Annotated in this window: 24 protein-coding genes and 1 pseudogene; 8 read left to right on the top strand and 17 right to left on the bottom strand. The window is 55.4% G+C overall.

Annotation, left to right across the window (positions count from 1 at the left end):
• Window positions 1–282 precede the first annotated feature (282 nt).
• Window positions 283–927, bottom strand: a complete 645-nt coding sequence (locus AC6ROY_RS09135; RefSeq protein WP_500099946.1) for a phosphatase PAP2 family protein — start codon at window positions 925–927, stop codon at window positions 283–285.
• Between the two features lie 284 nt (window positions 928–1211).
• On the opposite strand from AC6ROY_RS09135, the gene AC6ROY_RS09130 reads away from it, so the two are divergent.
• A complete protein-coding gene (locus AC6ROY_RS09130) occupies window positions 1212–1412 on the top strand; it encodes a cold-shock protein (protein WP_500099945.1) in 201 nt (66 codons plus the stop codon).
• 100 nt (window positions 1413–1512) lie between these two features.
• Window positions 1513–1701, top strand: coding sequence for a cold-shock protein (locus tag AC6ROY_RS09125; protein WP_500099944.1), 189 nt, complete (start codon window positions 1513–1515; stop codon window positions 1699–1701).
• Window positions 1702–1823: 122 nt separating this feature from the next.
• On the opposite strand, the gene AC6ROY_RS09120 is transcribed toward AC6ROY_RS09125, so the two are convergent.
• The 4 genes from AC6ROY_RS09120 to AC6ROY_RS09105 all read right to left on the bottom strand — a co-directional run bounded on the left by AC6ROY_RS09120 (window position 1824) and on the right by AC6ROY_RS09105 (window position 6459).
• Window positions 1824–2786, bottom strand: a complete 963-nt coding sequence (locus AC6ROY_RS09120; protein WP_500099942.1) for a DUF4097 family beta strand repeat-containing protein — start codon at window positions 2784–2786, stop codon at window positions 1824–1826.
• 450 nt (window positions 2787–3236) lie between these two features.
• Complete coding sequence (locus AC6ROY_RS09115) at window positions 3237–4358, bottom strand: GIY-YIG nuclease family protein (RefSeq protein WP_500099941.1); 1122 nt, start codon at window positions 4356–4358, stop codon at window positions 3237–3239.
• Window positions 4359–4603: 245 nt separating this feature from the next.
• Window positions 4604–5812 (bottom strand): DUF418 domain-containing protein, encoded by a 1209-nt coding sequence (locus tag AC6ROY_RS09110; RefSeq protein WP_500099939.1) that lies wholly within the window; start codon window positions 5810–5812, stop codon window positions 4604–4606.
• A gap of 2 nt (window positions 5813–5814) precedes the next feature.
• Entirely contained in the window at window positions 5815–6459 is a 645-nt protein-coding gene (locus AC6ROY_RS09105) for a TVP38/TMEM64 family protein (protein ID WP_500100173.1), read from the bottom strand.
• A 687-nt stretch (window positions 6460–7146) separates the two neighbouring features.
• Here AC6ROY_RS09105 and serS point away from each other — a divergent pair.
• Window positions 7147–7976: pseudogene (gene serS, locus AC6ROY_RS09100) on the top strand (serine--tRNA ligase); the annotation flags it as partial.
• A 28-nt stretch (window positions 7977–8004) separates the two neighbouring features.
• Here the strand turns inward: serS and AC6ROY_RS09095 are convergent.
• Window positions 8005–8493 carry a CBO0543 family protein gene (locus AC6ROY_RS09095; RefSeq protein ID WP_500099938.1) on the bottom strand — a complete coding sequence of 163 codons (489 nt, stop codon included), beginning with the start codon at window positions 8491–8493 and terminating at the stop codon, window positions 8005–8007.
• Window positions 8493–8987 carry a CBO0543 family protein gene (locus tag AC6ROY_RS09090; protein WP_500099937.1) on the bottom strand — a complete coding sequence of 165 codons (495 nt, stop codon included), beginning with the start codon at window positions 8985–8987 and terminating at the stop codon, window positions 8493–8495. The genes AC6ROY_RS09095 and AC6ROY_RS09090 overlap by 1 nt, the downstream gene beginning before the upstream one ends.
• 154 nt (window positions 8988–9141) lie before the next feature.
• Here AC6ROY_RS09090 and AC6ROY_RS09085 point away from each other — a divergent pair, with 154 nt between their 5' ends.
• On the top strand, window positions 9142–9732 hold the full coding sequence (locus tag AC6ROY_RS09085; RefSeq protein WP_500099936.1) for a beta-class carbonic anhydrase: 591 nt from the start codon (window positions 9142–9144) through the stop codon (window positions 9730–9732).
• 180 nt (window positions 9733–9912) lie between these two features.
• Here AC6ROY_RS09085 and AC6ROY_RS09080 read toward each other — a convergent pair whose 3' ends face one another.
• The 5 genes from AC6ROY_RS09080 to AC6ROY_RS09060 all read right to left on the bottom strand — a co-directional run bounded on the left by AC6ROY_RS09080 (window position 9913) and on the right by AC6ROY_RS09060 (window position 14994).
• Entirely contained in the window at window positions 9913–10329 is a 417-nt protein-coding gene (locus AC6ROY_RS09080; protein ID WP_500099935.1) for a YkvA family protein, read from the bottom strand.
• Between the two features lie 24 nt (window positions 10330–10353).
• Window positions 10354–11112 (bottom strand): GTP pyrophosphokinase, encoded by a 759-nt coding sequence (locus AC6ROY_RS09075; RefSeq protein ID WP_500099934.1) that lies wholly within the window; start codon window positions 11110–11112, stop codon window positions 10354–10356.
• 114 nt (window positions 11113–11226) lie between these two features.
• Window positions 11227–12234, bottom strand: coding sequence for an AI-2E family transporter (locus AC6ROY_RS09070; RefSeq protein WP_500099932.1), 1008 nt, complete (start codon window positions 12232–12234; stop codon window positions 11227–11229).
• A gap of 213 nt (window positions 12235–12447) precedes the next feature.
• Window positions 12448–13563: an acyltransferase family protein gene (locus AC6ROY_RS09065; RefSeq protein WP_500099931.1), complete on the bottom strand. Its 1116-nt coding sequence runs from the start codon at window positions 13561–13563 to the stop codon at window positions 12448–12450.
• 198 nt (window positions 13564–13761) lie between these two features.
• The gene (locus AC6ROY_RS09060; RefSeq protein WP_500099930.1) at window positions 13762–14994 is read right to left on the bottom strand and encodes a stalk domain-containing protein; all 1233 of its coding nucleotides are present in this window, start codon (window positions 14992–14994) and stop codon (window positions 13762–13764) included.
• 414 nt (window positions 14995–15408) lie between these two features.
• On the opposite strand from AC6ROY_RS09060, the gene AC6ROY_RS09055 reads away from it, so the two are divergent.
• Together AC6ROY_RS09055 and hflX are read left to right on the top strand one after the other, a co-directional pair.
• The gene (locus AC6ROY_RS09055) at window positions 15409–15714 is read left to right on the top strand and encodes a hypothetical protein (protein ID WP_500099929.1); all 306 of its coding nucleotides are present in this window, start codon (window positions 15409–15411) and stop codon (window positions 15712–15714) included.
• Window positions 15715–16408: 694 nt separating this feature from the next.
• Complete coding sequence (hflX, locus tag AC6ROY_RS09050) at window positions 16409–17680, top strand: GTPase HflX (protein ID WP_500099928.1); 1272 nt, start codon at window positions 16409–16411, stop codon at window positions 17678–17680.
• A gap of 80 nt (window positions 17681–17760) precedes the next feature.
• On the opposite strand, the gene AC6ROY_RS09045 is transcribed toward hflX, so the two are convergent.
• The 4 genes from AC6ROY_RS09045 to kimA all read right to left on the bottom strand — a co-directional run bounded on the left by AC6ROY_RS09045 (window position 17761) and on the right by kimA (window position 22608).
• Entirely contained in the window at window positions 17761–18405 is a 645-nt protein-coding gene (locus AC6ROY_RS09045) for a hypothetical protein (RefSeq protein ID WP_500099926.1), read from the bottom strand.
• Window positions 18406–18512: 107 nt separating this feature from the next.
• On the bottom strand, window positions 18513–19283 hold the full coding sequence (locus AC6ROY_RS09040) for a hypothetical protein (protein WP_500099925.1): 771 nt from the start codon (window positions 19281–19283) through the stop codon (window positions 18513–18515).
• Between the two features lie 19 nt (window positions 19284–19302).
• Window positions 19303–20484 carry an SPFH domain-containing protein gene (locus AC6ROY_RS09035; protein ID WP_500099924.1) on the bottom strand — a complete coding sequence of 394 codons (1182 nt, stop codon included), beginning with the start codon at window positions 20482–20484 and terminating at the stop codon, window positions 19303–19305.
• 306 nt (window positions 20485–20790) lie between these two features.
• A complete protein-coding gene (gene kimA, locus AC6ROY_RS09030) occupies window positions 20791–22608 on the bottom strand; it encodes a potassium transporter KimA (protein WP_500100172.1) in 1818 nt (605 codons plus the stop codon).
• A 232-nt stretch (window positions 22609–22840) separates the two neighbouring features.
• On the opposite strand from kimA, the gene AC6ROY_RS09025 reads away from it, so the two are divergent.
• Both AC6ROY_RS09025 and AC6ROY_RS09020 read left to right on the top strand, forming a co-directional pair.
• Window positions 22841–23506, top strand: a complete 666-nt coding sequence (locus tag AC6ROY_RS09025; protein WP_500099923.1) for a metalloregulator ArsR/SmtB family transcription factor — start codon at window positions 22841–22843, stop codon at window positions 23504–23506.
• A 39-nt stretch (window positions 23507–23545) separates the two neighbouring features.
• Entirely contained in the window at window positions 23546–24910 is a 1365-nt protein-coding gene (locus AC6ROY_RS09020) for an MFS transporter (RefSeq protein ID WP_500099922.1), read from the top strand.
• Window positions 24911–24935: 25 nt separating this feature from the next.
• Here the strand turns inward: AC6ROY_RS09020 and AC6ROY_RS09015 are convergent, their stop codons facing one another.
• The gene (locus AC6ROY_RS09015) at window positions 24936–25385 is read right to left on the bottom strand and encodes an SRPBCC family protein (protein ID WP_500099921.1); all 450 of its coding nucleotides are present in this window, start codon (window positions 25383–25385) and stop codon (window positions 24936–24938) included.
• Window positions 25386–25491: the final 106 nt, after the last annotated feature.

The following is a 25491-nucleotide window of genomic DNA, read 5'->3' as shown; positions in this document are numbered from 1 at the left end:
TGTCCACCCTTCAAAAGACAAGTGTCTCCCGACAGTGGACAAACAGTGAACCAGAAGAGCCTGCCTCCGACTGATTTGGCTCGTGGCAGCCGACTGAAAAACGGTGATGGCTCAGAAGGGCCCAACCTTGATTACAATTCTCCAAAACGTCCCCGAACCGAGCGGCATGGTCAGTTTTGTTGCCTAAGGCGGAGCGATCGGTCAAGTGCCGACGGACAGGGTGGCTTTTGCCCACCGTAACCGGAAGGAGCCGCCAGCCACCGCCGCTCCTCCCGGCTCCATTTAAGGAAATGACAGAGAAGAACGCCGTTTGTGACGTCTGACGCCTCCGTCGCGATAAAGAAACCCGGCGGCAACCGCCACGCAGCCCAAGCCGGCGAAGTAGCCCGCCAAAATGTCGGTTGCATAGTGAACGCCAAAATATAATCGGCTGTAGCCGATCAGCGCGATCAGCAGCGCGCCGAGTACAGCTACGCCCCAACGAATCAGCGCCGGACGGGCTGTGTTCCAGACGATGACAATCAATATGCCGTATAAGGCCATGCCCATCATGGCGTTGCCGCTCGGGAAGCTGTAGCCGTCAACCGCGATCCAATCGCTATGCAGCGGACGCTCGCGCTCAAACAACACCTTCAAGCCGGTATTCAGCAGAAACGCCGCAAGGACCGTACCCAGAATTGTCAATGCCTCTCTGCGCAGCCGCAGCAGCCAGACGAACACTACCGCAATCAGTGTCACTCCGGCGAAAACAACGGTCGAGCCTAACCCGTTCAGCGCCAGCAGCAGAGCCCCCGGCTCCGTTCCCGCCTGTCCGCCGAGCCCGTTTTTCATCGCCGTATCCAGCGCGCTTCCTCCCTCCGCAGGCATCGTCCAAACAAGTCCTGCTACTAACAAGGCGCTCAGCAGCGCGATTCCCCATGCCTTCATTCGATTCAACCTTTCTGCTTTAGTTGCTGGTGCAGCTTTGCCTCCCAGTATACACCGTTGCGAATCAGCTTGCCATATGCGCAAACCTGCACAGGACGGACAGCCCCGCTGGAATACCTTGGCATTGCTATGTGCCTTCTTACATGATATAATAAATTATTCGTATAAAGGTAACCATAAATTCACATCTTAGATAAGGTGTTCATTTCATTTTAAGAAAAAGAACACTTTGGTCGGATGTGACTTTTTCTACATACGGCATTAACTTTTAGGAGGAATTACACGTGGAAACAGGTACAGTGAAATGGTTTAACGCCGAGAAGGGCTTTGGCTTTATTGAAGTTGAAGGCGGCAAAGATGTATTTGTGCACTTCAGCGCCATTCAAGGCGATGGCTTCAAATCGCTGGATGAAGGCCAGCAAGTTCAATTCAACATCGTGCAAGGCAACCGCGGCCCGCAAGCCGAAAACGTCATTAAGCTGTAAATGTCATGATTTAGGGAAAGAACCGTGCCGGACGGGACGGTTCTTTTTCTCTGTTTGACACCTACTTTTAGCCGGCAGAGAAGACAAGGAGGAATGTGTGATGTATTTTTCCAAAAAATCCGCAGAACCGACTCCACAGGAAGAAACCGCGATCTGGACATGCAGCCAGGCGGGCTGCTCCTGCTGGATGAGAGACAGCTTCTCGTTTGAGCAGGACCCGCTTTGCCCGATTTGCAGCTCCGCCATGGTGCAGGGCTCCAAGCTGCTTCCCGTGCTCAAAGGGCACTAACAGACGCACACAGCACCTTGCTATCGGCTTTAAAAGTCGCAGGCACAAGCCGGTATACACCGCTTGTGCCTTTTCGTCATCCCCTATGTCCGGCGAAGGGGCCGGTTTACTTTTACTGTCCGTCAGCGTTCCGCCAGCTTGAAATCGCCTGAGGTTGTATGCACATTCAGCTTGACCTCGCCCGCTCCGTAGGCTCCCTGGATTCGATGATTTTCCTCCTGCTTGACGGTGTACGCAAAGCCTTCCCACTCCAGCTTGCCTGTACCTGAGCTTGATTGGTAATCAACCTTGAGCGACTGCGGCCGACCGCCGATCGCCACTGTCACATCGCCGCTTGACGCTTTCAATTCCGCATGATTCGTCAACGTATCGGACTCCAGCAAGATGCTGCCGGACTCTGTCTGCCCGGACACCAGCGCCGTGCCGTCGATCAGCTTCACATCGCCGCTTGACGCCTGCGCCCGCAGCTCGCCGGCTGTGTACCGCTCTGCGCTTATCGCGCCTGAGCTTGTGCGCATGTCGATGCTGCGTGCCTGCAGCCCGGTTGTCCCCACATCGCCGCTTGACGCAACGGCGGAAATTTTCTCGCCCTTCAGCTGCTCCAGGCTGATCTCTCCGCTGCTGGACTTAATCTGAATGTCATCAGCCGTCAGGTGCTCGACATGGGCATCTCCGCTGCTCGTTTCGATTACGAGAGACTTAAACTGCTTTTGCGGCAGCTCCACCTGCAAGTCCAGATCCGAATTGATGCGGCTGAAACCGCCGCTCTGCTCCGGGAGCTCGATGCTAATCCGGACCGTATCTCCCTTAGGCTCCACCTTCAGCTTCAAATTTTCGCTGTCGCTTGCTCTTCCTTCAAGTCGCGCAGCGATCCGGTCCGGGCTGCCCGGCACTACCTTGATCTCGGCGCTGGTCGATTCGATGCGCACATGACGTATGTTTTCCGCCTCGACCGATTGCTCCTGCTGAACGGGCTGCGTGTTAATCGACAGCTTCCCTGCTGAAAAAAAGCGGATCGGATTCGCCACGTAAATCATAATCAGCACCCCGACCGCGATCAGAATATACCCCAAGCTTCGTTGCATCGTATCGCGCTCCATTCCCTAACTGTAAGTAACCCAAGTATATCAATTTGCCTTCTTACAGATCGTTGGACCTCCGAATGGAATTCATGCCCGCCTTTGGTCCAGGTTCATTCGTAATTGGCCAGCTCGATTCAGTCTCCATCCTGAATGGGGCTGTGCCGCACAAGAAACAGCACCCACTATTTTACGGGACGTTTCACGGATGAGCAAGCCAAGTAGTGTTGACCGTGCATACACTCATCGTCCTTTGCTGGTTGCTGGCGTCGTGTACAAGCTGCATTGCAGACTCCGCAGATAGCCGGTTCCCAGCCCGCTAAAGCGCAAATAGACGCCTGCGATACCACGGTTGATGTGGGATCGAGACGTCTTTGCCAGTGCTGTACCGATCTGTACGCACACTTCGAAGGAATCCTCAAGATTCCTTCGTATTTATCCTGCAAACGGCCTGCTTTATCGCTGCTCGCTTGAGCCGGGCGCGATCCGGCTTAGCCGGTAGTCGTAATTTTGCTTGCACAGCTGCAGCAGGTCGTACTTCAATCCCCGCTTGGGCCGGGTGATCACCGGAGGTCGAACGCCCTGACGGCGCAGGGAGGCACGAATGGCCGTTGCATCGCCGATCCGGTTGACAATCAGCTCATCGGGCGCGTTGTCCGCATACCGGGCCATTACAAAGCGGTCGCAGGCCAGCTCCTCGGCGGCCGTTCCAAGCTCATGCCACTGAAAATCGCGCAGCATCCCTTCCTGCACGCTGGCGATCATCACGGCCTCCGCGCCGAAATACAGCACGTCCTGATTCTGATTGCTTTCACGGTCGACGATTTGCTTGTCCGGAATTTTTTGCAGCGCGCGAATATGATTCAGCATGTTCTGCGCCTTCTCGAATTCGAGCCGCTCTGCGTAAGCAGTCATGCGGGCCGTCATCTCGGCAATAAGCGCTTCCCCCTGATGCGCGAGCAGTCCGGCCGCCTGCGCAGCGCGCGCCTGGTACTCCTCCTCGGAAATCAGCCCTTCGCACACCCCGCTGCATTTGCCGATATGATACAGCAGACATACTTTTCTGGGTAAGGTTGTACAGGTTCGCAGTCCGTAATGATCCGTGACAAATTCGAGCAGCGCATCCCGAAACCGGCCGCTGGAGAACGGCCCAAGACGCTGTACGCCTTCCGCTGACGTTTCCCGGTCTTCGGCAGCGCCGGCTGGCGAGGCAGATCTCCCCCGGTTGCGGTAATACACGTCCAGACGAGGCAGACGCTCGGAGGTCAGCTGAAGATAGGCGTAGCCGCTGTTGTCCTTTTTCAACGCACGGTTGTATTTGGGCTTATGCAGCTTGATCAGGTTGTTTTCGAGCAGCAGGCTTTCAGATTCGTTGTTGACCAGCACGACTTCAATCGCAGCGATTTCTGCGACCAGCTGTCGGGTCCGTTTATGCGCATGATGCGGCTTGAAATAAGAGCGCAGACGCTTGCGCAAGCATCTCGACTTGCCTACATAAATAATCTGACCGGAGTCATTTTTCATGAGGTAACAACCCGGGGTCAGCGGATAGTCAGCAGCCCGGAAGTCAATCGGCATGACCTTCCCCTCCTCCGTCCCGCTATCGGGCAGTCCCAGCGGCACTGACCTCGCCGGCTTTTTTCGCCCCTGCGCGGGCGTCCCTGCTCCCCTGAATTCTGATTTCTTCGTAAATAAAGCATCAATGCAGCCCGCAGCCAAGCACGGCACGGCCACCAGCGGCTGAGCAGCCCTCGCCTCGCTGCTTCCTTGTCAAGCCGCGGCAGGCACAGGCCAGCCTCGGCAGCAGGGCTGGGGCCACGCCATCAGGCGCGGTACTCCTCCCGGCTCTCTGGCGCAGCCGGAGCAGGCGCGCCGCCCGAAGGCTGGCGCAAGGCGGGCAAGCGGCCGTAAGTTGCCGCGCGCCACAGCCACTCCATCGGACCCATCCGGTACCGGCGCAGCCACCAGCGGCTCCCGGCAACCAGCAGCAGCGTTACGACCGCCGCATACACCGTCGTCGCCCACAGCGGCAACGACGCCGCACGGTCGCCCCATAACGCCAGCAGCAGCATGGTCAGCGCCGTCTGCAGCAAATAGTTCGTCAGCGCCATCCGTCCGAGCGCGGCCAGCCCGCTGAACCGCTCCGTTCCCCAGGCATGCATCAGCCGCAGCAGGCTGCTCACGTACAGCACAGCGAGCGTTTTCCCTGTCAGATAGGTAAACGGCAGCATAACCTGCCACATATACGCGTCCACATGATTGGCATAATACATCACGATCACCGCCAGCAGCGGAACGGACAGCCCCAGCGCCGTCCATTGCACAATCCGCACCGTACGCGCTGCATGCTCAGACATCCGTTGCGCCGTAAACCATTGCCGCTTGCCCGCATACAGCCCCAGCAGGAACAGGCCGAATATATCCAGTCCGTTAAACAGCACATTCCCGATGCCGTCCTCCAGCACATACCGCAGCCGTTCAGCCGGATCGGGCACAGCGGTGAATAATGGCTGACTCAGCTCGCTTTCCGGGACAAATACGACCAGCGCCGCCATCGCAACCATCAGCAGCAGCCCGTACAGGCCGCACAGGACGATGCCCCAGACAAGCGCCGTACGGGGCTCGCGCCTGATAAACAGCAGCAGCAGAAAACCAAGCAGCGCATACGTGTACAAAATATCGCCGAACCAGAGCAAGATCCCGTGAGCCAGTCCGAACAGCAGCAGCACCGCCAGCCTGCGGGCAAACAGCCGCTTCGGCCGCAGCCCGCGCCGCTCGGCGCTTTGGATGAATAAATAAAAGCCAAGCCCGAACAAAAACGCAAAGATCGAATAAAACTTCGTCTGAATAAACAGATCGTAGAGCAGACGCATCCAGCTGTCATCTGCATCATACACGGATCGGAACATGAGGCCATTACCGATCATATCCGGCACATTCGCCAAAAAAATACCGACAATCGCGAAGCCGCGAATGACATCCAGTTGCTGCAGGCGCTGACCTGGCTCTACCCCCGCATGCTGTCTCTCCATCCCTATTTTTCCTCCTTAGCCTCATCTGCATCATGCCCTTTTTCGGACAACACATCCCTGCGGGCGAAACGCGCCTCCACCTTGCGGCTGAGCAGCAAGGAAACGCCAATAAACAAGGCTATGTAAAGCAGATACAAGGGATTTTCAATGTACCGGGCCGGATCATGGCCGATATACGAGACCACAAACACCATGATGCCCTTCCCGAGCGCAATCGCCAGCAAAAAAGAACGCAGCGGCATCCGCGCAATTGCCGCAGCCGTGTTGATCACAATAAACGGCCCGATCGGAAACAGGCTGAGCAGAAACACGTAACTGAACGCATGGTGTCTGATCCACGCCATTGCCCTGGCAACCTTGGGCTTGCTCGACCAGCGCTGCGCGATCCGGTGTGCCGCGAGCTTGCGCAAAATCCAGAAATTTACGACGCAGCCTGCAACGATCCCGATCCAGGAGTACAAAAAGCCAAGCCACAGTCCGTATACGGCGGCATTGACGCCTACAATGACCAGTGTAGGCAGCGGTGGAATAAACGACTTGAGGAACGGCAGAGCCAGTCCCGGAACCGGGCCAAGCGACCGGTAGTGCTCCAGCACGGTTCTCAAATTTTCCTCTGTAAGTTGAGCCAGTAAATCCGACATAGGTATCGCTTCCGTTCGCGTCCGTTTCTTGGGCCCTGCGTGCTGGGCTTCTCTCTTGATTTACCACGAACGGTCGCCTCAGTCAAGTTGCCGGGGCCGTTTCGGCAGCAGGATTCGCCCTGTGTTAAGCCTGAGCAGTCAACCCACTGTGGATAGGCTCTTCTGTGGATATGTTTATATGCACCGCCATACTTATGCACATCAAGGCATTTATACCTGTGATCTTTGTGGATAAACCTGTGGATAAATGGAGTGCGGGACGCCGCTTGCGAGCAGCCGCGACTTGCGCGATACTACAACAAACTCATCATTGACATCATGCCGTTGAAGAGCATCCAACTCGGAGGCGTTTTCGTCAAGGGGAATGAAGGCCGCACGCGCAGCCCGCCTCATGCTCCCCCTAAGCTAACCCGACCCGCCCGTTATCGCGGAGCAAAGTGGATTGGACCGTTGCCTGGTCCGGTCAATTTGGGTGGCACCGCGAGTCCTGAGCACTCCTCGTCCCATGTGGATAAGGGCGCTTTTTGCATTTTTCGGAAAAGGAGCGAGGTTGTCATGGTAGGGATGTCATGGATTCGGGAACACGCAGCGGAGGTTCAAAGGCTTGCACAGCTCAAGTACTGCCGCTGGATGTCGAGGAGCTGCTGGCCGAGGAGGCGCTGCGTCGGCAGCGCAATGTACAATCGGAGCGGATTGCCGCGCGGCGTCAAAACGGCGGGAAGCCGCCAGTATTACTTGCGGGGAGCAGGCGCGCTGCTGCATCGGGCGGTTCAGCAGCTGGCGCTGGATTTGCTTCTCAGCCGTGGCTTTACGCCGATGGAGGTGCCGTTGATGGTCCGTACGCAGGCGCTGGCGGATACCGGCTTTTTTCCTGCCGGGCGCGATCAGGCTTTCCGCATTCAGGAGGAGGACAAGTGGCTGGCCGGTACCTCCGAGGCTCCTCTAGTCGCCTATTACAGCGGCGAAATTATTGACGTCTCCACGCCTGTCAAGCTTGCGGCCGCCTCCACATGCTTCCGCAGCGAGGTTGGCTCGGCGGGCAAGGATGTCCATGGGCTGTACCGGGTCCATTCGCCAAGGTTGAACAGGTGGTGCTGTGCGAGGCTGATCTGGCCGAGTCCGAAGCTTTGCTGCAGGAAATGGTCCGCAACGCCGAGGACCTGCTTCAGCTGCTGGAGCTGCCCTACCGGGTGATGGCCGTTTGTATCGGGGATATGTCGCAGAAAACGTACAAGCAATATGATATCGAAGCGTGGATGCCCAGCCGCCAAGCGTACGGCGAAACACACTCGGCTTCGGCTTTGCTCGACTTTCAGGCTCGCCGGGCAAACATCCGGTACCGGGACGCCGCTGGACGGCCGCGTTACTGCTACACGCTGAACAACACGGCGGTCTCAACTCCGCGCATTCTGATCCCGCTGCTGGAAAACCATCAGCAGGAGGACGGCTGCATCCGCATTCCGGACGCACTCCGGCCTTATCTCGGCGGCCAGCGGCGGCTTGTCCCGCCTCAAGCGCTCTGAAGCTGAATCCGGTGCGTGGCCCTGCTCCCTATTCATTGGGGGGCAGGACCAGATCCGGATGCCCTGCCCGGAACCAGCGATAAAACAGACGGGAGGCGACCAGCGTCAGCAGCACCGAAAATAACGTCCAATACCAGGCCCAGCCAGTGTAGGTAATCAGCTGCGTATATTTCTCAATAAAATACTCTGGAACGGTAACCCCTGAAGCGTAAGCGAAATAATAACCGAATTTCAGTAACGGGTGCGCCTTCTCCGGATAGTAGACATTCACATAACAAGCAATGACAGGAAACACTAGAAACTCAAAAGCAAAGCTGGTCCGCGCAGCCACTTGAAATTCGCGCACCGGATACTCCAGCAGTCCCAGCTCCACCACCAGCAAGCCCAGAATCCAGCTCAGACACTGTTGAAATAAAAAAACGGCCTGCACCGTTCGCGGAGCCTTTCGATGCACAAACCACAACGCGGTCAGCGTCAACGCGTACACCCCGATCAGCAGCCATCGCTCCAGCAGCATCAGCTTGTCTCCCGGCTACTCGGCCGCACGCGCTTTCCATCGAAATACCAACGGTAATAACGGTAGATCAGCTGCAGCAGTACGCCTGAAAATAAAAAATAAAGCAGCCAGTTCGGCCGAAGCGGATGAATAAGCTGCGTGAAGCGAGCTACGATTCTGACAAAACCGACCAGCAAGCACGCATACAGCGCTGTATACAGCAGCCTCGTGAACCAGGCACCGGCTTTCGGATAATACAAGCAATACAGCACGCACACCGTCGGATACAACGCGTAGTTAAACGAAAAATTGGTAGCGCCCGCTTTGGCGAACTCACGCACCGGGTTGGCGTTCACCCCCAGCTCGACTAATACAAGGCTTATGCTCCAGGTAAATACCTGGTCGGCCAGAAAAATAATCGCCGCTTCCCGGCGTCTGGCCGCCGGCACCAGCCAGATGAGCGCACAAATGATTCCGAGCCATGCTCCGGCTAAAACCCATCTTTCACTTGTCATAGGTCGGCTCCCGTTGTCAGCCATATTCGCAGTATTTCCAAGTGACGGGCCGAATACTCGGCCCCGCCCGGAGCCGTCCGTACAATTTCGGTTGACTCTCTGGGAATCCCCATGAATAATAGAGATAGCTTTACTAACAAGGGAGGTCAATCCAATGTCATTAGTGGCGGAGCTCATGTCTTATAACAAGCAGTTCGTGGAACAGAGAGCGTACGAACCTTACTTGACCGACAAATATCCGGACAAGAAGATTGTCATCCTGACATGTATGGATACGCGGCTGGTTGAGCTGCTGCCCCGCGCGCTCAATCTGCGCAACGGCGACGCCAAAATCATTAAAAACGCCGGGGCCATTTTGACCCAGCCGTTCGGCAGCGCTATGCGCAGCATCCTGGTTGCGATCCACGAGCTGGGCGCACGCGAGGTGCTGGTTGTCGGCCACTACGGCTGTGGCATGACCAAGCTTGATGCCGACGCGATGGTGAGCAAATTCAGGGAAAACGGTATTTCGGAGCAGGTGCTTTCTACGCTGGAGCATTCCGGAATTCGCATGGAACGCTTCCTGAAAGGGTTCGAAAGCCCGCGGGAAGGCGCTCTGCACAGCGTCAATATTATCCGCAATCATCCGCTTGTGCCCGCTACGGTTCCAGTGCACGGCTTCCTGATCCATCCGGATACCGGGGAGCTGGAGCTGATCTCCGACGGCTCCGGCTACCAGCAGCCGGAGCAGCCGGACATGGCATAGTCAGTCTAAAGTCGGGCGCAGTCGGCTGCGCAAGCAGCCGCCCCTGAACCGGAGCGGTGGCAGCAGGCATTGCAGGAACCCGTTGCTGCTGCAATTGATACGTGAAAAAAGCCCGCCTGCATCAACTTGATGCGGACAGGCTTTTGGCGCAGCCGTGTGCAGCCGTGCTTGCGAAGACCGCTAGACTGACTTATTAGACGCTTCCTCTTCCTTCAATTGAGCCTCGACCTCGATCACATCAGGACTGGCGGCGGCGGCTTCCCCGAACAACTCCTGCAGCTTGTTCACAGCCTTCTGCTTCACTTCGCTGTCGATGCTCTGCGACACCGCGCCCAGCGCCAGCATCAGCGCGCCCAGATCATCGACGTAGCCAACGGCGGGCAGCAAATCCGGCACAATATCAAGCGGGAAAATGAGGTAGCCAAGCGCGCCGTAAATTTGAATTTTTGCCTTCAACGGCGTGCGAGGGCTTTCCAGCGCGTAAAACAGCAGCAGACCGACATAAACGACCTTCATTCCCGCCTCGCGGGCTGTCTTGCCGAGCTTCGTCCAAAACCCTTCAACGGAAAAATGCTTCTCATACTTCGAGTGATCCATGCCGGTCCCGCCTTTCGGATAAGGTTACTCGCCCAGCTCCATCAGATCAAGAAAGGCCTGCGGCAGCGCAAACTGCTGGTTGCTAATAATGATGCGGTCCTCGCGGCTCGCGCCCGGGCCGGACTGCTCCTCCTTGATGCCTTCCACTTCCTTGTGCAGACGCTCCATTTGGCGGTCCAGCGCCGAAGCGGCATTCGCCGCCTCCTTCAACTCCTCCAGCAGCCGGGCAGGTACAGTTTGGTTATCCTGCTTGTATTTATAATAAATTTTATGCTCCAGACTGGCCCAGAAATCCATCGCAATCGTCCGAATCTGCACCTCGATGCAGACGCGCTCCTGCCCGTCGGACATATGCACCGGCACCTCGATCAGCAGGTGGAGGCTTTGGTAGCCGTTTGGCTTCGGATGACGGATATAATCCTTTTCCTCCAGCACCGTCAGATCGACCTGATTTTTGAGCATATCGCTGATCACATAGATGTCCGCAAGAAAAGAGCACGTAATACGCAGTCCCGCGATATCCTTGATTTGGCTGCGGATAGCCGGAAAGGAAATGCCCCCTCCCTTGCGGTACAGCTTGTTGAGGATGCTCTCCGGCGATTTCAGCCGCGACTTCGTATGCTCAATCGGGTTGTATTCGTGCAGAAACTGAAATTCCTCCACCAGAACGCCGATCCGTGTTTCCATCACATCAAGCGCAAATTTATACATCATCATAAACCGTGTAATTTCATTGCGAAACCGCTTTAATTCATGTATAGACAGCTGGTTTAACTGATTCATCGGTGTATCCCTTTCCTGTTTCCATTAGGCTAGACGGTCCGGTGACCGCATCTCTAGTGTAAAGCACCTGGAGCGCAAGATGCAAATCACCTTCCGGCCGCATGCGGGAGCAGGCTATTTTTTCGACGTATCAACATCAATAATATCCAGCAGGAAGACAAAAATCGGAATCCCCAAAATCAGTCCCCAAATCCCCAAATAATGCTCCGAGAACAACAGCACGACAAGCGTGTAAAACATCGGCAAATTCATCTTAGACGACATCAGCTTCGGATTCAGCAAATACCCCTCCAGGAAATGCAGCACAGCGATCATCACAAGCACATAGATAACGAGCGTATGGCCGCCAAGATTGTAGGCGATAAAGCAGAGCGGGATCAAGGAAATCACGAAGCCCGCAACAGGAATCAGACTAAGCAGGAAAATCATGATGGCCAGCGCGAACAAATACGGAAATCCGAGAATCCACAGCCCGATGATCGTAAATAGCGTATTAAACATCGCAATCAGCACCTGCGCCTCGATCACTTTGCCGAAGGACAGGATGAATTTTCTACCAAAATATTCAAGCTCATTATAAAACCAGGACAGCTTGCTTTCCTTCAACCGCGAGGTAAACGCCAAGATCCGGTTTTTCTCCAGAATAAACACAAGGCTGAGAATAATGGACAACACCAGCGTCGTCCCCCAGTTGCTGATCCGCAAAATATACTCGAAGCCCTGCTTCATATAAGACTGCAGGTTCAGATCCTTCACGCTTTTGTAAATATACCGGGTGAACTCATCCTGCGGGGCAGGCAGGTTCGTCAGACTGATCAGGATGTCGGCAAGCTGCTTGATCTGGCTGAATAGCTTAGGGAAATAGTTGACAATCGCCCATACGAAGCCGGTAATAAACACCGCATACAGCAGCACAATAATAATTTTGCTGTTGATCGTCACGAATTTGCTGATCCGGCTCGTAATGACCCGCTGCAGGCTGTTCATGATGTAAGCGATCAAAAAAGTGAGCAGCACCAGATTCATCATATCCCGGATACTGAACAACAGCACGCAGATCAGCAGCAAAATCATAAACCGCCGCACTGTCAAACTTGCAAAAAAATTCCTCAGATTTTCCATCCCATCATCTCCACTCGGGCAGTCCGCTATATTTGTCCTATAGCTTAGTCTACCGCAAGCAAAACGCTTATCGCAATGTTATGTCGAAAAAGGATTTATTGTGGGGCCAATCGAGGGTAAATCGGGGCGGCGCGACCCGTCCATGGGGGCTGAAAACCGGGCAAGGTCGCGCTTTACTAGCGGGGACTGCTCACTAGCGTTCATGCAGCGGGTTCAACGCCGGGCAAGGTCCGACGGATGGCGGAGTCCGGCAGAATCCGGCGCATAGTCCATTGCCGCGTCCCTCCCTCGCTTCTCGTCCAGCAGCCTGCGCAGCTTGGCAACCAGCGGTCGTTCAATCCGCCGGTAAAACGCCACGCCCAGCAGCGCCGTCACGATAAATGACAGGGCGATGGCAGCAGGCCGTCCCAGCAGCTCCGGCACATGCAGCGTCCGCAACAGCTTGTTGACGACCGACAGAAACGGCAAACTTGTCAGCAGAATCGAATACGAGGCGTCGCCCAAAGCAATAAGCGGCTTCCAGCCGAGCCCCTCCACCGTCCGGCAGCGCGTAATGCCCGCCAGCAGCACTACCGACGACGCCATATACAGCAGATCGAGATACGGCAGGTCCGGCTGCCGCAGCGCGATCAGCCAGAGCAGCGGATAACCGCCCGCTCCGGCCAGCATCCACCAGCCGGACCACCCGCCGATCAGCCGGCGGCGCTCCGCGAATCCGATCAGCATGCCGCTGAAAAAAGCCAGATGCACCGGATTGAACAGAAATTGCAGCAGCACACTGTCGCGAACTTGAATAACGCCGAAGGCGTTCAGCAAAATAACCGTAAACCAGGAGGAAAACAAAGCGGCAATCGCCTTTTCCTTGAGCAGGAAGCATAGCGAAAAAGCCAGATAAAAAAATACGATATAACTCAAAGACCAGGCTACGCCCATCACTGGCGGTACCGACTGCGGCCATAGCAGCAGCGACTTGATAATTACGCCCGGCTGCCGCTCGTGACCGAGTCCGAAGGAGGGCACCAGAAAATAAACCGGCGTGAGAACAGCCATCAGCAGCCAGTACAGCGGATAAATCCGCATAAACCGTTTGAGCAGAAACACGCCCGCTTCCTCCTGACGGGTAAATCGTCCCTGGTAGATCATGTACATCAAATAACCTGTCAGCACAAAAAAGAAGGTGTACGCACCCGATTTGCCAAGTCCGCTCACCCCAAGGAAGTCGTATGAAAAATAGCGCTCGCCCATCTGTGAAGTGTGAAACAACGCCACCAACAAGACGGCCGCGCCGCGGGCCGCCTGGATCGGGGCTAGATTCGATGCTCGCTTCATGCTTGCCAACCCTTTTCATCTCTAATGTTATCTTCTGAAACCCATCTTCTCACAGGAAGCTGATCATGGGCTGAAGACAACCTGAACGTTAGCTTAAGGCAAGCTTAAAATTAGATTGGAAAAAGCACCGGCCGACGGACGACCGATGCTGGCTGCTTGCCGGAAGCCGTGATCCGATCCGGCTACCCTTTGAATACTTTATCGGAAGGCAGTAAACGGAATGTCAAACTCCGGCATGCCCTCCGCATAAGGGGTATATTCGTACTGACTGAAATAAATAACAATAGCGCCAGCCTTCAGAAAAAAGGAGCGGTCCGGCTCAATCGTCTCAAACGGCTGCAGCATGTAGAGCTGCCGCTCCTGAATTTGCTGCTGGATAGCCTGGTTGATAATCGAGACAAACCGGGAGTTGCCCTCCGCCGCCTCCTGCAGCGTCAATTCACGGCCTGTATTGAGATCAAAGGTATACGGCACCCGCGCCGTCATACCGTGCGCCCCGCCAGTGTAGCTGTAATAGTCCACATACATACTCAGCCGTCCCTGCTCATTATAAGTCACCGTATAATAACCGGCGTATGTGACCGGCGGGATCTCAAAGTCCGGATTGTCTGCTTTTACAGCTTTGTTGTCCGCCGCTGCGGACGCGAGCAGCAGCCGTCCCTCGGCGGCGTGCGCTTCGCCTTCATGCTTGAGGAAGGTATTGATTTTGTCCTGCACTACATGATCGGCGAAGCCGGTAATCTGCGGATAATGAACGAGCATCGACCGCTTTTCGCCTTCCTCCTCAATCGTCCGCGTTTCCACAGTCAGCGTATTTTCGGAGATGGTGTCGATCTTTATCGTGCGCGTCGCTGCGTCGTAAGAAATGCCGTAACCCATATGCTCCAGCAAAAATCGCAGCGGCAAGTAGGTAGAGCCATCCTGCACAATTGCAGGCGCGCCGAATAGTTGCTGTCCATTCAGCGTATACGTATGCAGCTGATCCAGCCCCAGTGACAACGTGCGGCCACGGCCGCTGACGGTAACGAGCCGGTTGGCCGCATTCCAGCCTGTCTCCAGGCCAAGCCGCTCATTCAGGGCGCGCAGCCCGATATACGTATCTCCCGCGACATTGGCAGCAGGAACCGTACCCGCTTGCCCGTCGATGACCGTCGGCCAAGGAGTGACGTTTAGCTGCGCGGCTGTCCCGGCAGACGGCAGTGCCTGCGCAGACATCTGCGTCGGCGTCTGGGCTGGCGTCTGAGTCTGCGTCTGTGATGCCGTCTGGGCCGACGTCTGGGCCTGTGCCCCTGACGGCAGCAGCAGCACTGCGGCAGCCGCCATCGTCCATGCAGCCGCCAGCGCCAGCACGCTTCGACGGCCGCCCTTCCCTATGCGCCTTGTTCTCCATCCGCCGTGCCCGCGTGGATCGGCCGGTTGTTTAACGTTCATATGCTTCTTCCTCTCCGGTTCGGATGCGGCTCGCCACACAGCGCGCCTACCGGGAATTTACCCGGAACAAACGCATCAGACGCAGACGCACCTATGCTATGATTAATGAAGGATCGCCTACGCTCTGCCCTGGCTCAGTTGAGCTGCGGTGCGAAGCGATTATACTCCCCCAGTATACCGTCAAATTCCATTGCCGGGTAGTGGGGCTGCGGGCGCCTCTCTGCGAAAGCCATGTCTGCCTGACCGCAGCCGCCTTGAGTCAAGCAGGATCGACAGAGGTACTGATACTGGCATTGGTACTGGCACTGGCCTTTGCCCACCCCGACAAAGTACGCTGTAACAAACCTCACTGACAACGGCTCTCATTTGGCGGACGATGGAGAGGAGCTGTAAATTTAATTCGGATAAAGGAGCGTGGACATCATCCCGGAGCATATCATCCACTTCAAGGTAATCCGTCAGCACGAAACCAAGCAGCTGCGCGGATTAATCTATCTGGAGGACGGTCAATTGCCCACCCTGGCCGATTTCGAGCGCTGCCTGACCGAATGCGGTCACCGGGTGCAGCTCAAGGACCCGGAGCAAGCGATCTTCCAGGCCTTCGACGAGTCAGGCGCCGAATATCTCATCGACGTGCTTGAGGATTACCGCAGGTCAACCCGAGACCGTCATGCCGAAAGCCTTGCTCGCAGCTTCATGAAGCAGGACCCGCTGATCTGAGCGCTCACCGAATAGGCGAGGCAGCGGCATCATCATGCCCCTCCGTTCAGATGAAACAGCCCGCGCTACGCATGATCCGCAGGGCGTGTACGCCAGCAAGCAAGCTGTATGCCCTGCTCCAACGCCCGGTTGCGGCGAGCAAGGCTTCATGTTATGATGAACACACTTACAGTGAAACGGAGGGGTTACGTGTGATAGATTGTATCCGGGTTCGTTCTTTGCGCGGCTAATTTAATAGCGCCAAAGTCTCTGTGTGTACAGAGGACTCAGGATAGGTCTGTCCACTTCATCAGGTAACCCTTGCTACCTTCATCCGAACGCAGCGGCTGTGCGCCGCCTGCTTTCGGGTGGCCTTTTGAATTGGCATGTCACGTTTATACGCAGGAAGAAGCCCAGTCCGGTACGAAGATGCCGCACGAGCAGCTAGCGCCCGCTTGTTGTCGCGGTGCGTACTGTCTCGCTTGCGACTCGTTGTCCGTACGGCTGGCTTGCCCTACTAAACGTGACGTCCCTAACCCGGCGGCAAGCTGCTGCCGGACTGTTGCTTGAGCTCCTCGACTTGTCACTGCACACACAGGCAGACTGCCCGTGTGTGCTTTTTTTCTTTGAAAGAGCTGCTTTCATGTCGGGGTTGCGGCGGAAAGCCATGACGGTTTTGTACGAACATTTCATGCCTGAGAGGATGATTATCTATATGGAACAACAGCAATCGAAAGCAGTTATTGTCGGCATTCAGCTGCAGCATCAATCTGATTTTGCCTATTCGATGGAGGAGCTCCGCAATCTGGCTGCGGCCTGCGGCGTCGAGGTCGTCGGCGAGCTGAGCCAGAAGCTGGATCGCATGAACCCTTCCCATTACATCGGAACCGGCAAGGTTGAAGAGCTGAAGGCGCTGCTGGAGGCGTGCGAGGCGTCCACCGTCATCTGCAATGACGAGCTGTCGCATTCGCAAATCCGCAATCTGGAGGGGGCGCTGGCGTGCAAGGTCATTGATCGCACGATCTTGATTTTGGATATTTTCGCGGAGCGGGCGCAAACGCGTGAAGCTCAGCTGCAGGTAGAGGTCGCCCAGCTGCAATATATGCTGCCGCGTCTGGTCGGACTGCGCGCCTCGCTGGGCAGACAAGGCGGCGGTGGCGGCTCCGGCTTCAAAAACCGCGGCTCCGGGGAAACAAAGCTGGAGCTGGACCGCCGGAAAATCGAGGAGCAAATTACCGTGCTCCAGGCCGAGCTGGAAAAGCTGGTAGCGCGCCGCCAAACCCAGCGGAAGCAGCGGCATAAAAACGAGGTGCCGGTCGTATGTCTCGTCGGCTATACAAACGCCGGAAAATCAAGCCTGATGAACGCGATCATCGAAACGTATCACCCCGGCTCAGGCAAGCAGGTGCTGGCGAAGGATATGCTGTTTGCCACCCTGGAAACCTCCGTGCGCCGCATCGACCTGCCGGATCACAAGGCCTTCCTGCTGACCGACACAGTCGGCTTCGTCAGCCAGCTGCCCCATCATCTGGTGAAAGCTTTCCGCTCCACGCTGGAGGAGGTCGCAGAAGCGGATTTGTTGATTCACGTTGTAGACGCGTCCAACCCGGAGTATGCGCAGCAAATCGCGGTCACCGAGGACACGCTTCGCCAGCTCGGAGCCGACCAGATTCCGATGCTTTATGCCTTCAACAAGGCCGATCTGACCGGGCAGCCTTATCCGCAGATCGAAGAGGACCGTCTTTATTTGTCCGCACGGCAAAGCAGCGGGATCGACGAGCTGACCGGCATGATCCGGGAGCGCATCTTCCAGCATTACATCCACTGCGAAATTATCGTGCCTTATGACCAGGGTCGGCTTGTCGCCTATTTCAACGAGCACGGCCACGTCCGCGCCACCAGCTACGAAGAAGCCGGCACGCGGTTGGAGCTGGAATGCAAGGCATCCGATCTGGAGAAATACAAGGACTTGCTGATTCGGGTGTAAGCAGCGGGGCCAACAGCAGACCACTCCTAACGCCACACGTAAAAGGGCAAGGGGCGCTAAAGTGCACCCTGCCCTTTCCTTCAAGTCGCCGGATACGCCAGCGGTGTGCCACAGTAGCTGCAGGCGGACGTTTCTCGCGGCTGCAGCACAGTCTGCGCTCCGCAGCCGGAGCACTCTACGGTTCTTGGTCCGCTGGGGGCAGGACTGCTGCGAGGATTGTGCATGTCGCTCCACGGAGCATTCCACTTGCCTTCGTTATCCCAGTCCACCTCCTCCGTCGCTGCGGTTCCCTCATACCAGTCATCAAGCGAAGGAGGCTCCTCCTCCAGCACAAGCCGTTGCGACTGCTGATCCACGTGACAATAATTCAGCTCGAATATGCGCACCATCCGCAGCAAATCTTCGGTAACGACAGCAGGTCGCTGCTGCGTCAGCTCGGCCAGTCCGGAAATACTCAAGACATGGCTTTCGTAGATCAGCTCTTTGTAACGTCTATATATCGAATAAAGCTGATCCAACTGCATACTAGCTCTGATCCGAAAGCATATGCCTGGCACGAGCAGCAGCAGCACACAACCAAGGTAAACGGAGACAGGCAGCTCCGTTCCCCCTGCCAGTTGGATAAAATAGGAGAAGCTCAGCAGCAGAAAAATGATCAGCAGGAGGTTGCCCAAATATTTGGAATCCAGATGCTTTTGATAGCTCAGATTGCGATGTCGTATCATTCGTATAAGTAACAGGATTAGAGCGATGGGGAACATGAAAATCATGAGTATCGAAATCAACCTGCTCGAAATGACAGGCTGATCACCCCACTGCTTCGCCGAGTACCTCATTCAAGCAACTTCCCTTCTAGCCCATATGATTTGTGCGCAAGCAATTGGCTGTTTCGCTTGACCAGGTCTGCCATGATGTCATTTACAAGCTGGAGCGGCAGTTCCAGCGCCTTCTCGTCAGCCTGCATTGGATTTTGGCCCAATTGCCGCATGCAGCGCTCCAGCTCATTGATTTGCCAAAGCAGACTTTCTTCTATGACAGTCATAGAAGGATGCGAGACAGGGTCGCTGTATCGGACCTGCTCCGTAAGCTTCCGAACCTTCGCAGTCAGCATGGCATCAACGGGCAGCTCACGCTCATCCAGCAACCGCTCGACTGTGAGCATCCCCCGCAGCATCTGCTGCAGCAGAGCTGTCCGAACCTCCTGCCCCTCCGCATCGCTGCGGGTTCTGCGGACGTAGTATGCGGACAGCAGCAGCAGCAGGAGCCACCCGCACAAGAGCACGAGCTGGAGCAGTGTATAGCTGAACAGCGACATGTCCAGCGCCAGCCAACCCACCAACGTGCAGCCGACTACAGCAGCCGCATACAGCACGGCGCTTGTCATACGAAGCCACAGCGCCGGGTGACCTTTCCGGCTTTGAACGAAGCGGAGAGCCGCCTCCAACAAAGCAGCTTCCGCCAGCACGACCGCAGCCAGCGACACCCAACCGTGGGCTGCAGACGTTGTCCACGGCTTGTAGGTGACAAATACACCTAACGTCACGATCAGCACTACAGCAAACACGCCGCCGACCAGACCGCTGTAAAAATGCCGGATTCTCATCGTTGCCGACCTCTCTTCCTCATAGCAGCTTGTAACCGCAATCCAGACAAAACTTTTGTCCCGGCTTAACGTCATGCTGGCACTGTCCGCACGTTAGCGTAAGCTTCGCCCCGCACTCGTGGCAAAACTTACCTTTGTCCGTCATAACCCCGCACTGCGGGCAGGCGATGCCAAGCGGCGCGCGGCAAACTTTACAGGCGGTAGCCTGCTCGGGATTATCCGCTTCGCAAGCCGGACAAGGCCGGTACGCGTCTCCGCAGTGCGGACAAAACTTTGAGCCTGCAGGCAATGGCTGCTTACAGGCGTCACAAGCCGTAGAAGATCGGGCCGAAGCAGCACCGTTCAGCCGGGAAGCCGTGTGATCAGCGGTCTGGCCGAACAACTCCCATAAGCTATTGCCGGAGTGAGTCCCTCGAAAGGATGGCGAATGTCCTGTATGCCGGGCAGCCTGCTCGATCGAATCGAAGGCTCGCTCCTGCTGGTAGCTGTATCCTATAATGTCCATCTCCGCTTTCTTCGCCAGCGCCTCGCGCAGCCGATTAATCGCAGGATCGTCAGGGAAGTTGATTGAGTCAATCGTAAAGCTGAACAGCCGCAAACCGTATTCCTCGAACACAGACGAAACACGCTCCTCCATATGCCGCGAAATTTCCGATACATAGGCGTGAATGTCGAATACGCTGATTTTTTTATGAATCAGATAGGAGGACAAAATTTCCTTCATGTTCATCAGCAAAATGCCACGAAAATAGGTAATCAAGGCTGACTGATCCATCGCATCAAGCGTCCCGACCAGCTTCAGCAAAAACTTGCGGGTATCGACAACCTGCACGCCGAACTGACCGAAGGCCCGCACCGCCACGATCACCTGGTAGCGCGGCTCCTGCAGTTGAATCGGAGTGGCGGTTCCCCACTTCATATCCATCCGGTTTAGCTTGTTAACATACCAGACCTCGGCGCTGAACGGAGATTTGCCGCCATACGGCAGATTGATCAAGGAGGACAGCACCGGAATGTTCTGCGTAGACAGCGTATGACGGCCAGGACCAAACAAGTCCAGCGCTTGTCCGTTTTTGAACAACAGCGCCTCGTGGGATTCATGAACAATCAGTTCGCTCCAGGTTGCCAATTCGCTGTGCGGATATTTCCAGACGAGCCGGTCGGGAGGACCTTCAAATTTCAGAACTTTCAAAATCGCCATAGCTTCCATGCTCCCCATTTGTCGAATTTTTCCTGAAAATTGTATATTAACTATACTACGAAAGTTCGATTTTGAGGATGCACGTGCAGGACAATTACAGGAAATACATGCCCCCCCCTTCTGCAAACCACATCTGTTTTTCACCCGCTGTGCCATAAGCCTCCTACCGGGTAATCCTGAACGTATGCAGGCTTCTCCTGAATACGCCCGCTTTACGCCCACATCAAAAAAAACCTCTGAACGCGCGAGCAGCGCGACAAAGGTTCTGTCAACCAATTCTTATACCCGCCCCAGCGGCGACACGCCCTACCTCTGCAGATGGAACGGCACGGTTGCGATGACGACGTCCTTTTTGTTCATCAAATACGTGCGGAGCAGCAGGCCGTGCTGGTTATGCAGCACATTTTCCCACCAATGCTTTGTAATGAACTGCGGGATCAGCACCGTAATATGATCGGTATCCGCCGTTTTCCATTCGACCGTATCAATAAATTTCATAATCGGACGGATGATGCTCCGGTAGCTGGAGCGCAGCACGATCAGCCGCACACCGGGATTCCACTCCGCCCATTTTTTCTCCATCCGCTCGATGGATTCGTCGTCAAAGCCGATGTAGACCGCGACCACATTGTCTGTAAGCGATTTGGCGTAGCCGATCGAATGCATCACAACCTTGGTCACGCCCGCCACAGGCACAACAATGGTGCTGCCCTTGATTACCGGTTTGTCGCGGGCCGGATCAATGCGCAGCTCATCGGCCGTATTGCGGTAGTGATGATGGATACGGTAAAACGCGCCGATCACCAGCGGCAGGAAAATAAACACCATCCACACCTGCGAAAATTTGGTGATGATGAAAATAAGCGTGATGCCGAGTGTCGTCAGCATCCCAATCGTATTGACCGTAAAGCGGGATACCCAGCCTGGCGGACGCAGCTTCACCCACCGAATCATCATGCCGAGCTGGGACAGCGTAAACGGAATAAAAACCCCGACCGCGTACAACGGAATCAAATTTTCCGTTTCGCCATGGAAGACGACGACAAGCAGCGCGGAGAAAATTCCGAGAAAGATAATGCCGTTGGAGAAGCCGAGACGGTCCCCGCGGGCCATAAACGCATGCGGCATGTATTTATCCTTGGCCAGCATAAAAGCAAGCAGCGGGAACGCCGAATACGCCGTATTGGCCGCCAGAAACAAAATCATCGCCGTGACGCCCTGAATAAAAAAGTACAGCGCTCCCCGTCCGAACGTCGCCGCCGCAATCTGCGAAACAACCGTGTTCTCCGGGTCCGGCTTGATGCCGTACCAGTAGGCGAGCAGGCTGATGCCGATAAACATAAAGCCAAGAATGCTCCCCATCATCACAAGCGTCGACGCCGCATTGCGCTCAGCCGGCTGCTTGAAATTCGGAATCGCGTTCGACACCGCCTCCACCCCGGTCAACGCCGAACAGCCGGAGCTGAACGCCTTGAGCAGCAGAAACAGGCTGATATGCGACACGGTTGAGCCAATTTGCGGCACCGCCGCGTGCATGCCGTTCGTCATATAGTTGACGACGCCGGCAACAATCAGCACGAAGATCGACAGGACAAACAGGTAAATCGGAATAGCCAGCACCGACGCGGACTCGGTTACGCCGCGCAGGTTCATCACCGTCAGAAACATAATCATGATGAGTGCGATGAGAACCCGGTGATCATGAAGCGACGGAAAGGCCGACGTAATGGCATCGGTTCCGGCGGACGAGCTGACGGCTACGGTCAGCACATAATCAACAAGCAGCGAGCCGCCTGCAAGCAAGCCGGTCGGTACCCCAAGGTTATCCTTGGCTACGACGTACGCCCCGCCTCCGGCCGGGTAAGCAAATATCGTCTGCCGGTAGGACAAAATCAAAATAAGCAGCAATCCCAGCACCGCAACGGAAATCGGGAGCGAATACCAGACAGCCGCAAAGCCTGCGGCCATCAGGACGATCAAAATTTGCTCCGTCCCGTAAGCAACCGAAGATAACGCATCGGAGGATAATACCGCCAGCGCTTTGAGCTTGCCAAGCTTCTCCCCCTCAATTTCGTTGCTTTTCATCGGCCGCCCGATTAAAATCCTTTTCCATCTGCTGATGATCATCCGTCTCATCCTTCCTCGGATCAGTGCTCATGCTGTAAACGTGCTGGTAAATAGAATAACCATATTTTAGCTCACTATCTCCTAATTACAACTCCCCCAACGAGAAATTGACCGTTTCTTTAGAATTGTAAGCCGTTCCAGATGTCGTCTTCATTTCACAACTAAAGCATTGACAGCTAAAAGAATAAATTATAATATTCAATTAACTTATTGAATTTAGGTGATACACATGGACGCGTCCAATGGACGGCTATTCAAAGAGGAGATCTATAAACAATTTGCCCGGATTGGCAAATGCTTAGCCAGTGAAAAGCGGCTTGAGCTGCTCGATCTGCTGTCTCAAGGCGAGAAATCCGTGGACAAGCTGGCGCGGCAGTCTGCGATGACGGTCGCCAACGTCTCCCAACATCTTCAGGTGCTTGCGGAAGCTCGTCTGGTCACTTCGAGGAAAAAAGGAACCTTCGTTTATTATGAGCTGGCGAACGCCGCGGTCAACGAGCTGCTGCTTGCTTTATGGAAAACCGGCGAGCAGCAGCTTGCAGACGTGCAGCGGATCAAGGAACAATTTCTGAATCCGTCTGACGACGTGTACGCGATTCCTTTGGAGGAAGCTCTGTCCAAGCATCGGCAGGGGGAAATTGTGCTGGTTGATGTGCGGCCTGCCGAAGAGTACGACTACGATCATATCCCCGGGGCGCTTTCGATTCCAGCTGGAGAGTTAGCGGAGCATCTGAATGAACTGCCGGCTCAACTTGCTCTTGTGACCTATTGTCGCGGCCCTTATTGCGCCTACGCGGCGCAAGCTGTAAGGGAGCTTCGCAAGCTAGGCTGTCAAGCTTATTGGCTGAAGGAAGGCATCAACGAGTGGAAGCAGCACACGGGGACGCTCCACTAAAACCGATTCGTTTTTCATATGCCCAAATGAGGTGACGTCATGGCGCTTGCAAAAACCGCGCTCCAACGAAAAGAATTGCTGCTTATTACCGCCGTAGCTCTCGGCACATTGCTTAATCCGCTCAATACGACGATGATTTCGGTCGCTCTAGCCCGGCTGCAGGAGGAGTTCAGCCTAACCTTTGCCGACGTATCGTGGCTGATCTCCACGTATTATTTAGCAAGCGCGATCGGTCAGCCGCTGATGGGCAAGTGGAGCGACATGTTCGGTCGCAAAAAGGTGTTTATGTTCGGACTGCTGCTCGTCACATTGTCGTCGAGTCTCGCGCCGCTGTCTCCCAGCTTTGGCTGGCTGATCGGCTTTCGAATGATTCAGGCTTTGGGCAGCTCGGCTTTGTTTCCGTCCGGCATGGGAATGATTCGCAGCCAGATCACGGAGGGCCAGGCGAAGGCGCTTGGCATCATCTCGATTTTTTCCAGCACCTCGGCGGCCTTCGGCCCCTCCATCGGCGGACTTTTATTGCATTACGGCAATTGGCCGCTGATCTTCCTGTGCAACTTTCCGTTTATTATCGGGTCCTTTTTACTGGCATGGAAGGTGTTTCCGCGCGATTCAAAAGCGGCTGGACGTATGTCCGATATGGACTGGCGGGGAGTCGCGCTTTTTTCGGCAACGATTTTCATGTGGCTGTTGTTTTTTCTGTCGCTTGCTGACGATTTTAGCATGTGGAAGCTCGCGGTTAGCTCAGGTTTGTCGGTAGGGCTTTACCGATACGAAGCCAGGCACAGCAAGCCGTTTATCAATGTCGTTTTTTTACGAAGCAATATGACGGTTACGCTGATTTATGTGCAGTTTATTTTGACGAATATTGCCTTCTACTCGATTATGTTCGGCATCCCGTCCTACTTGCAGCGCGTACAGCTGATGGACCCGCAGAAAACCGGGCTCGTGATGCTGTCGATCGCCGGCTTCAGCATACTGGTCACGCCACTGGTCAGCCGCTGGATTGACCGAAGCGGTTCCAGGCCGCCGCTGCTGCTTGGAACTGTTTTGGTCGTCGCGGGAAGCCTGCTGCTGCTCATTCGGGATCAAGCCAGCGTACTGACCATCTTCCTCGTGCTTAGCGTGCTTGGGATCGCCAATGGCTTTAACAATTTGGGCATGCAGATGGCGCTTTACGATTCCGTAACGAAGGAAGAGACCGGCATTGCCTCCGGCCTGTTCATGACATCCCGGTTCATCGGGACGATTCTGTCCTCAAGTCTGCTTGCGGCACACTTCGGCAAACAGATCACAACCCCGAATCTGCACAGTATGGCGTGGTTATGTGCCGGAATCGGCGTGCTGATGGTTGCACTGACCGTTCAGATGCCAAAAAAGAGCATGAAAAAAGCCGTTGACTAACAACGGCTTGCCGCATCTGAATAGTTTACCAGCCGAAATCGAGCGTTTTTCCGGTTTCCGCCAGCGTCTTGATGCTGCTCAGCAGCATCCACCATGTGTTGGACGCTTTTTCAATGGAGGGATGGCCTGGCGTAAATTCGTCGTTGACCAGCGTCAGCTTGGTACAGCCGCCCACCGCCTCCAGCGTAAAGGTCATGCGGGACTCCAGCTCCGCATGATGCGGCGCGTAGGAAGGTCCGGGGTGCTCGGTGCAGCTCATTTTCCGGTACGGCTCGAACTCCAGCCATTTGCCGTACACATGAACGGTTTCGTCGCCATCGTTGCCCGGACCGACATACGCATAATCCGCTCCCGGCTCAAACGTCGACCTCAGCTCGCAGCCGAAAAAAATTTGCCGCGTCCCCTCCGGACTAACGAGAATATTCCAAATATGCTCAGGCGTAGCGTCTACATAAAACTCGTAATTCAGCTTCACAGGGTTCACTCCATTCCTTGAATGAGATACGATAAGCATACAGGCAGACGGACAGCCTCGTCTTGTAAAAACGCGACAGCCTTCGCCTCCAACTGATGAACCGGGA

This window comes from Paenibacillus sp. sg306046 (genome assembly GCF_059821225.1).
The sequence above is the reverse complement of the archived record's forward strand: the minus strand, read 5'-3'. Positions and strand labels throughout refer to the sequence as shown.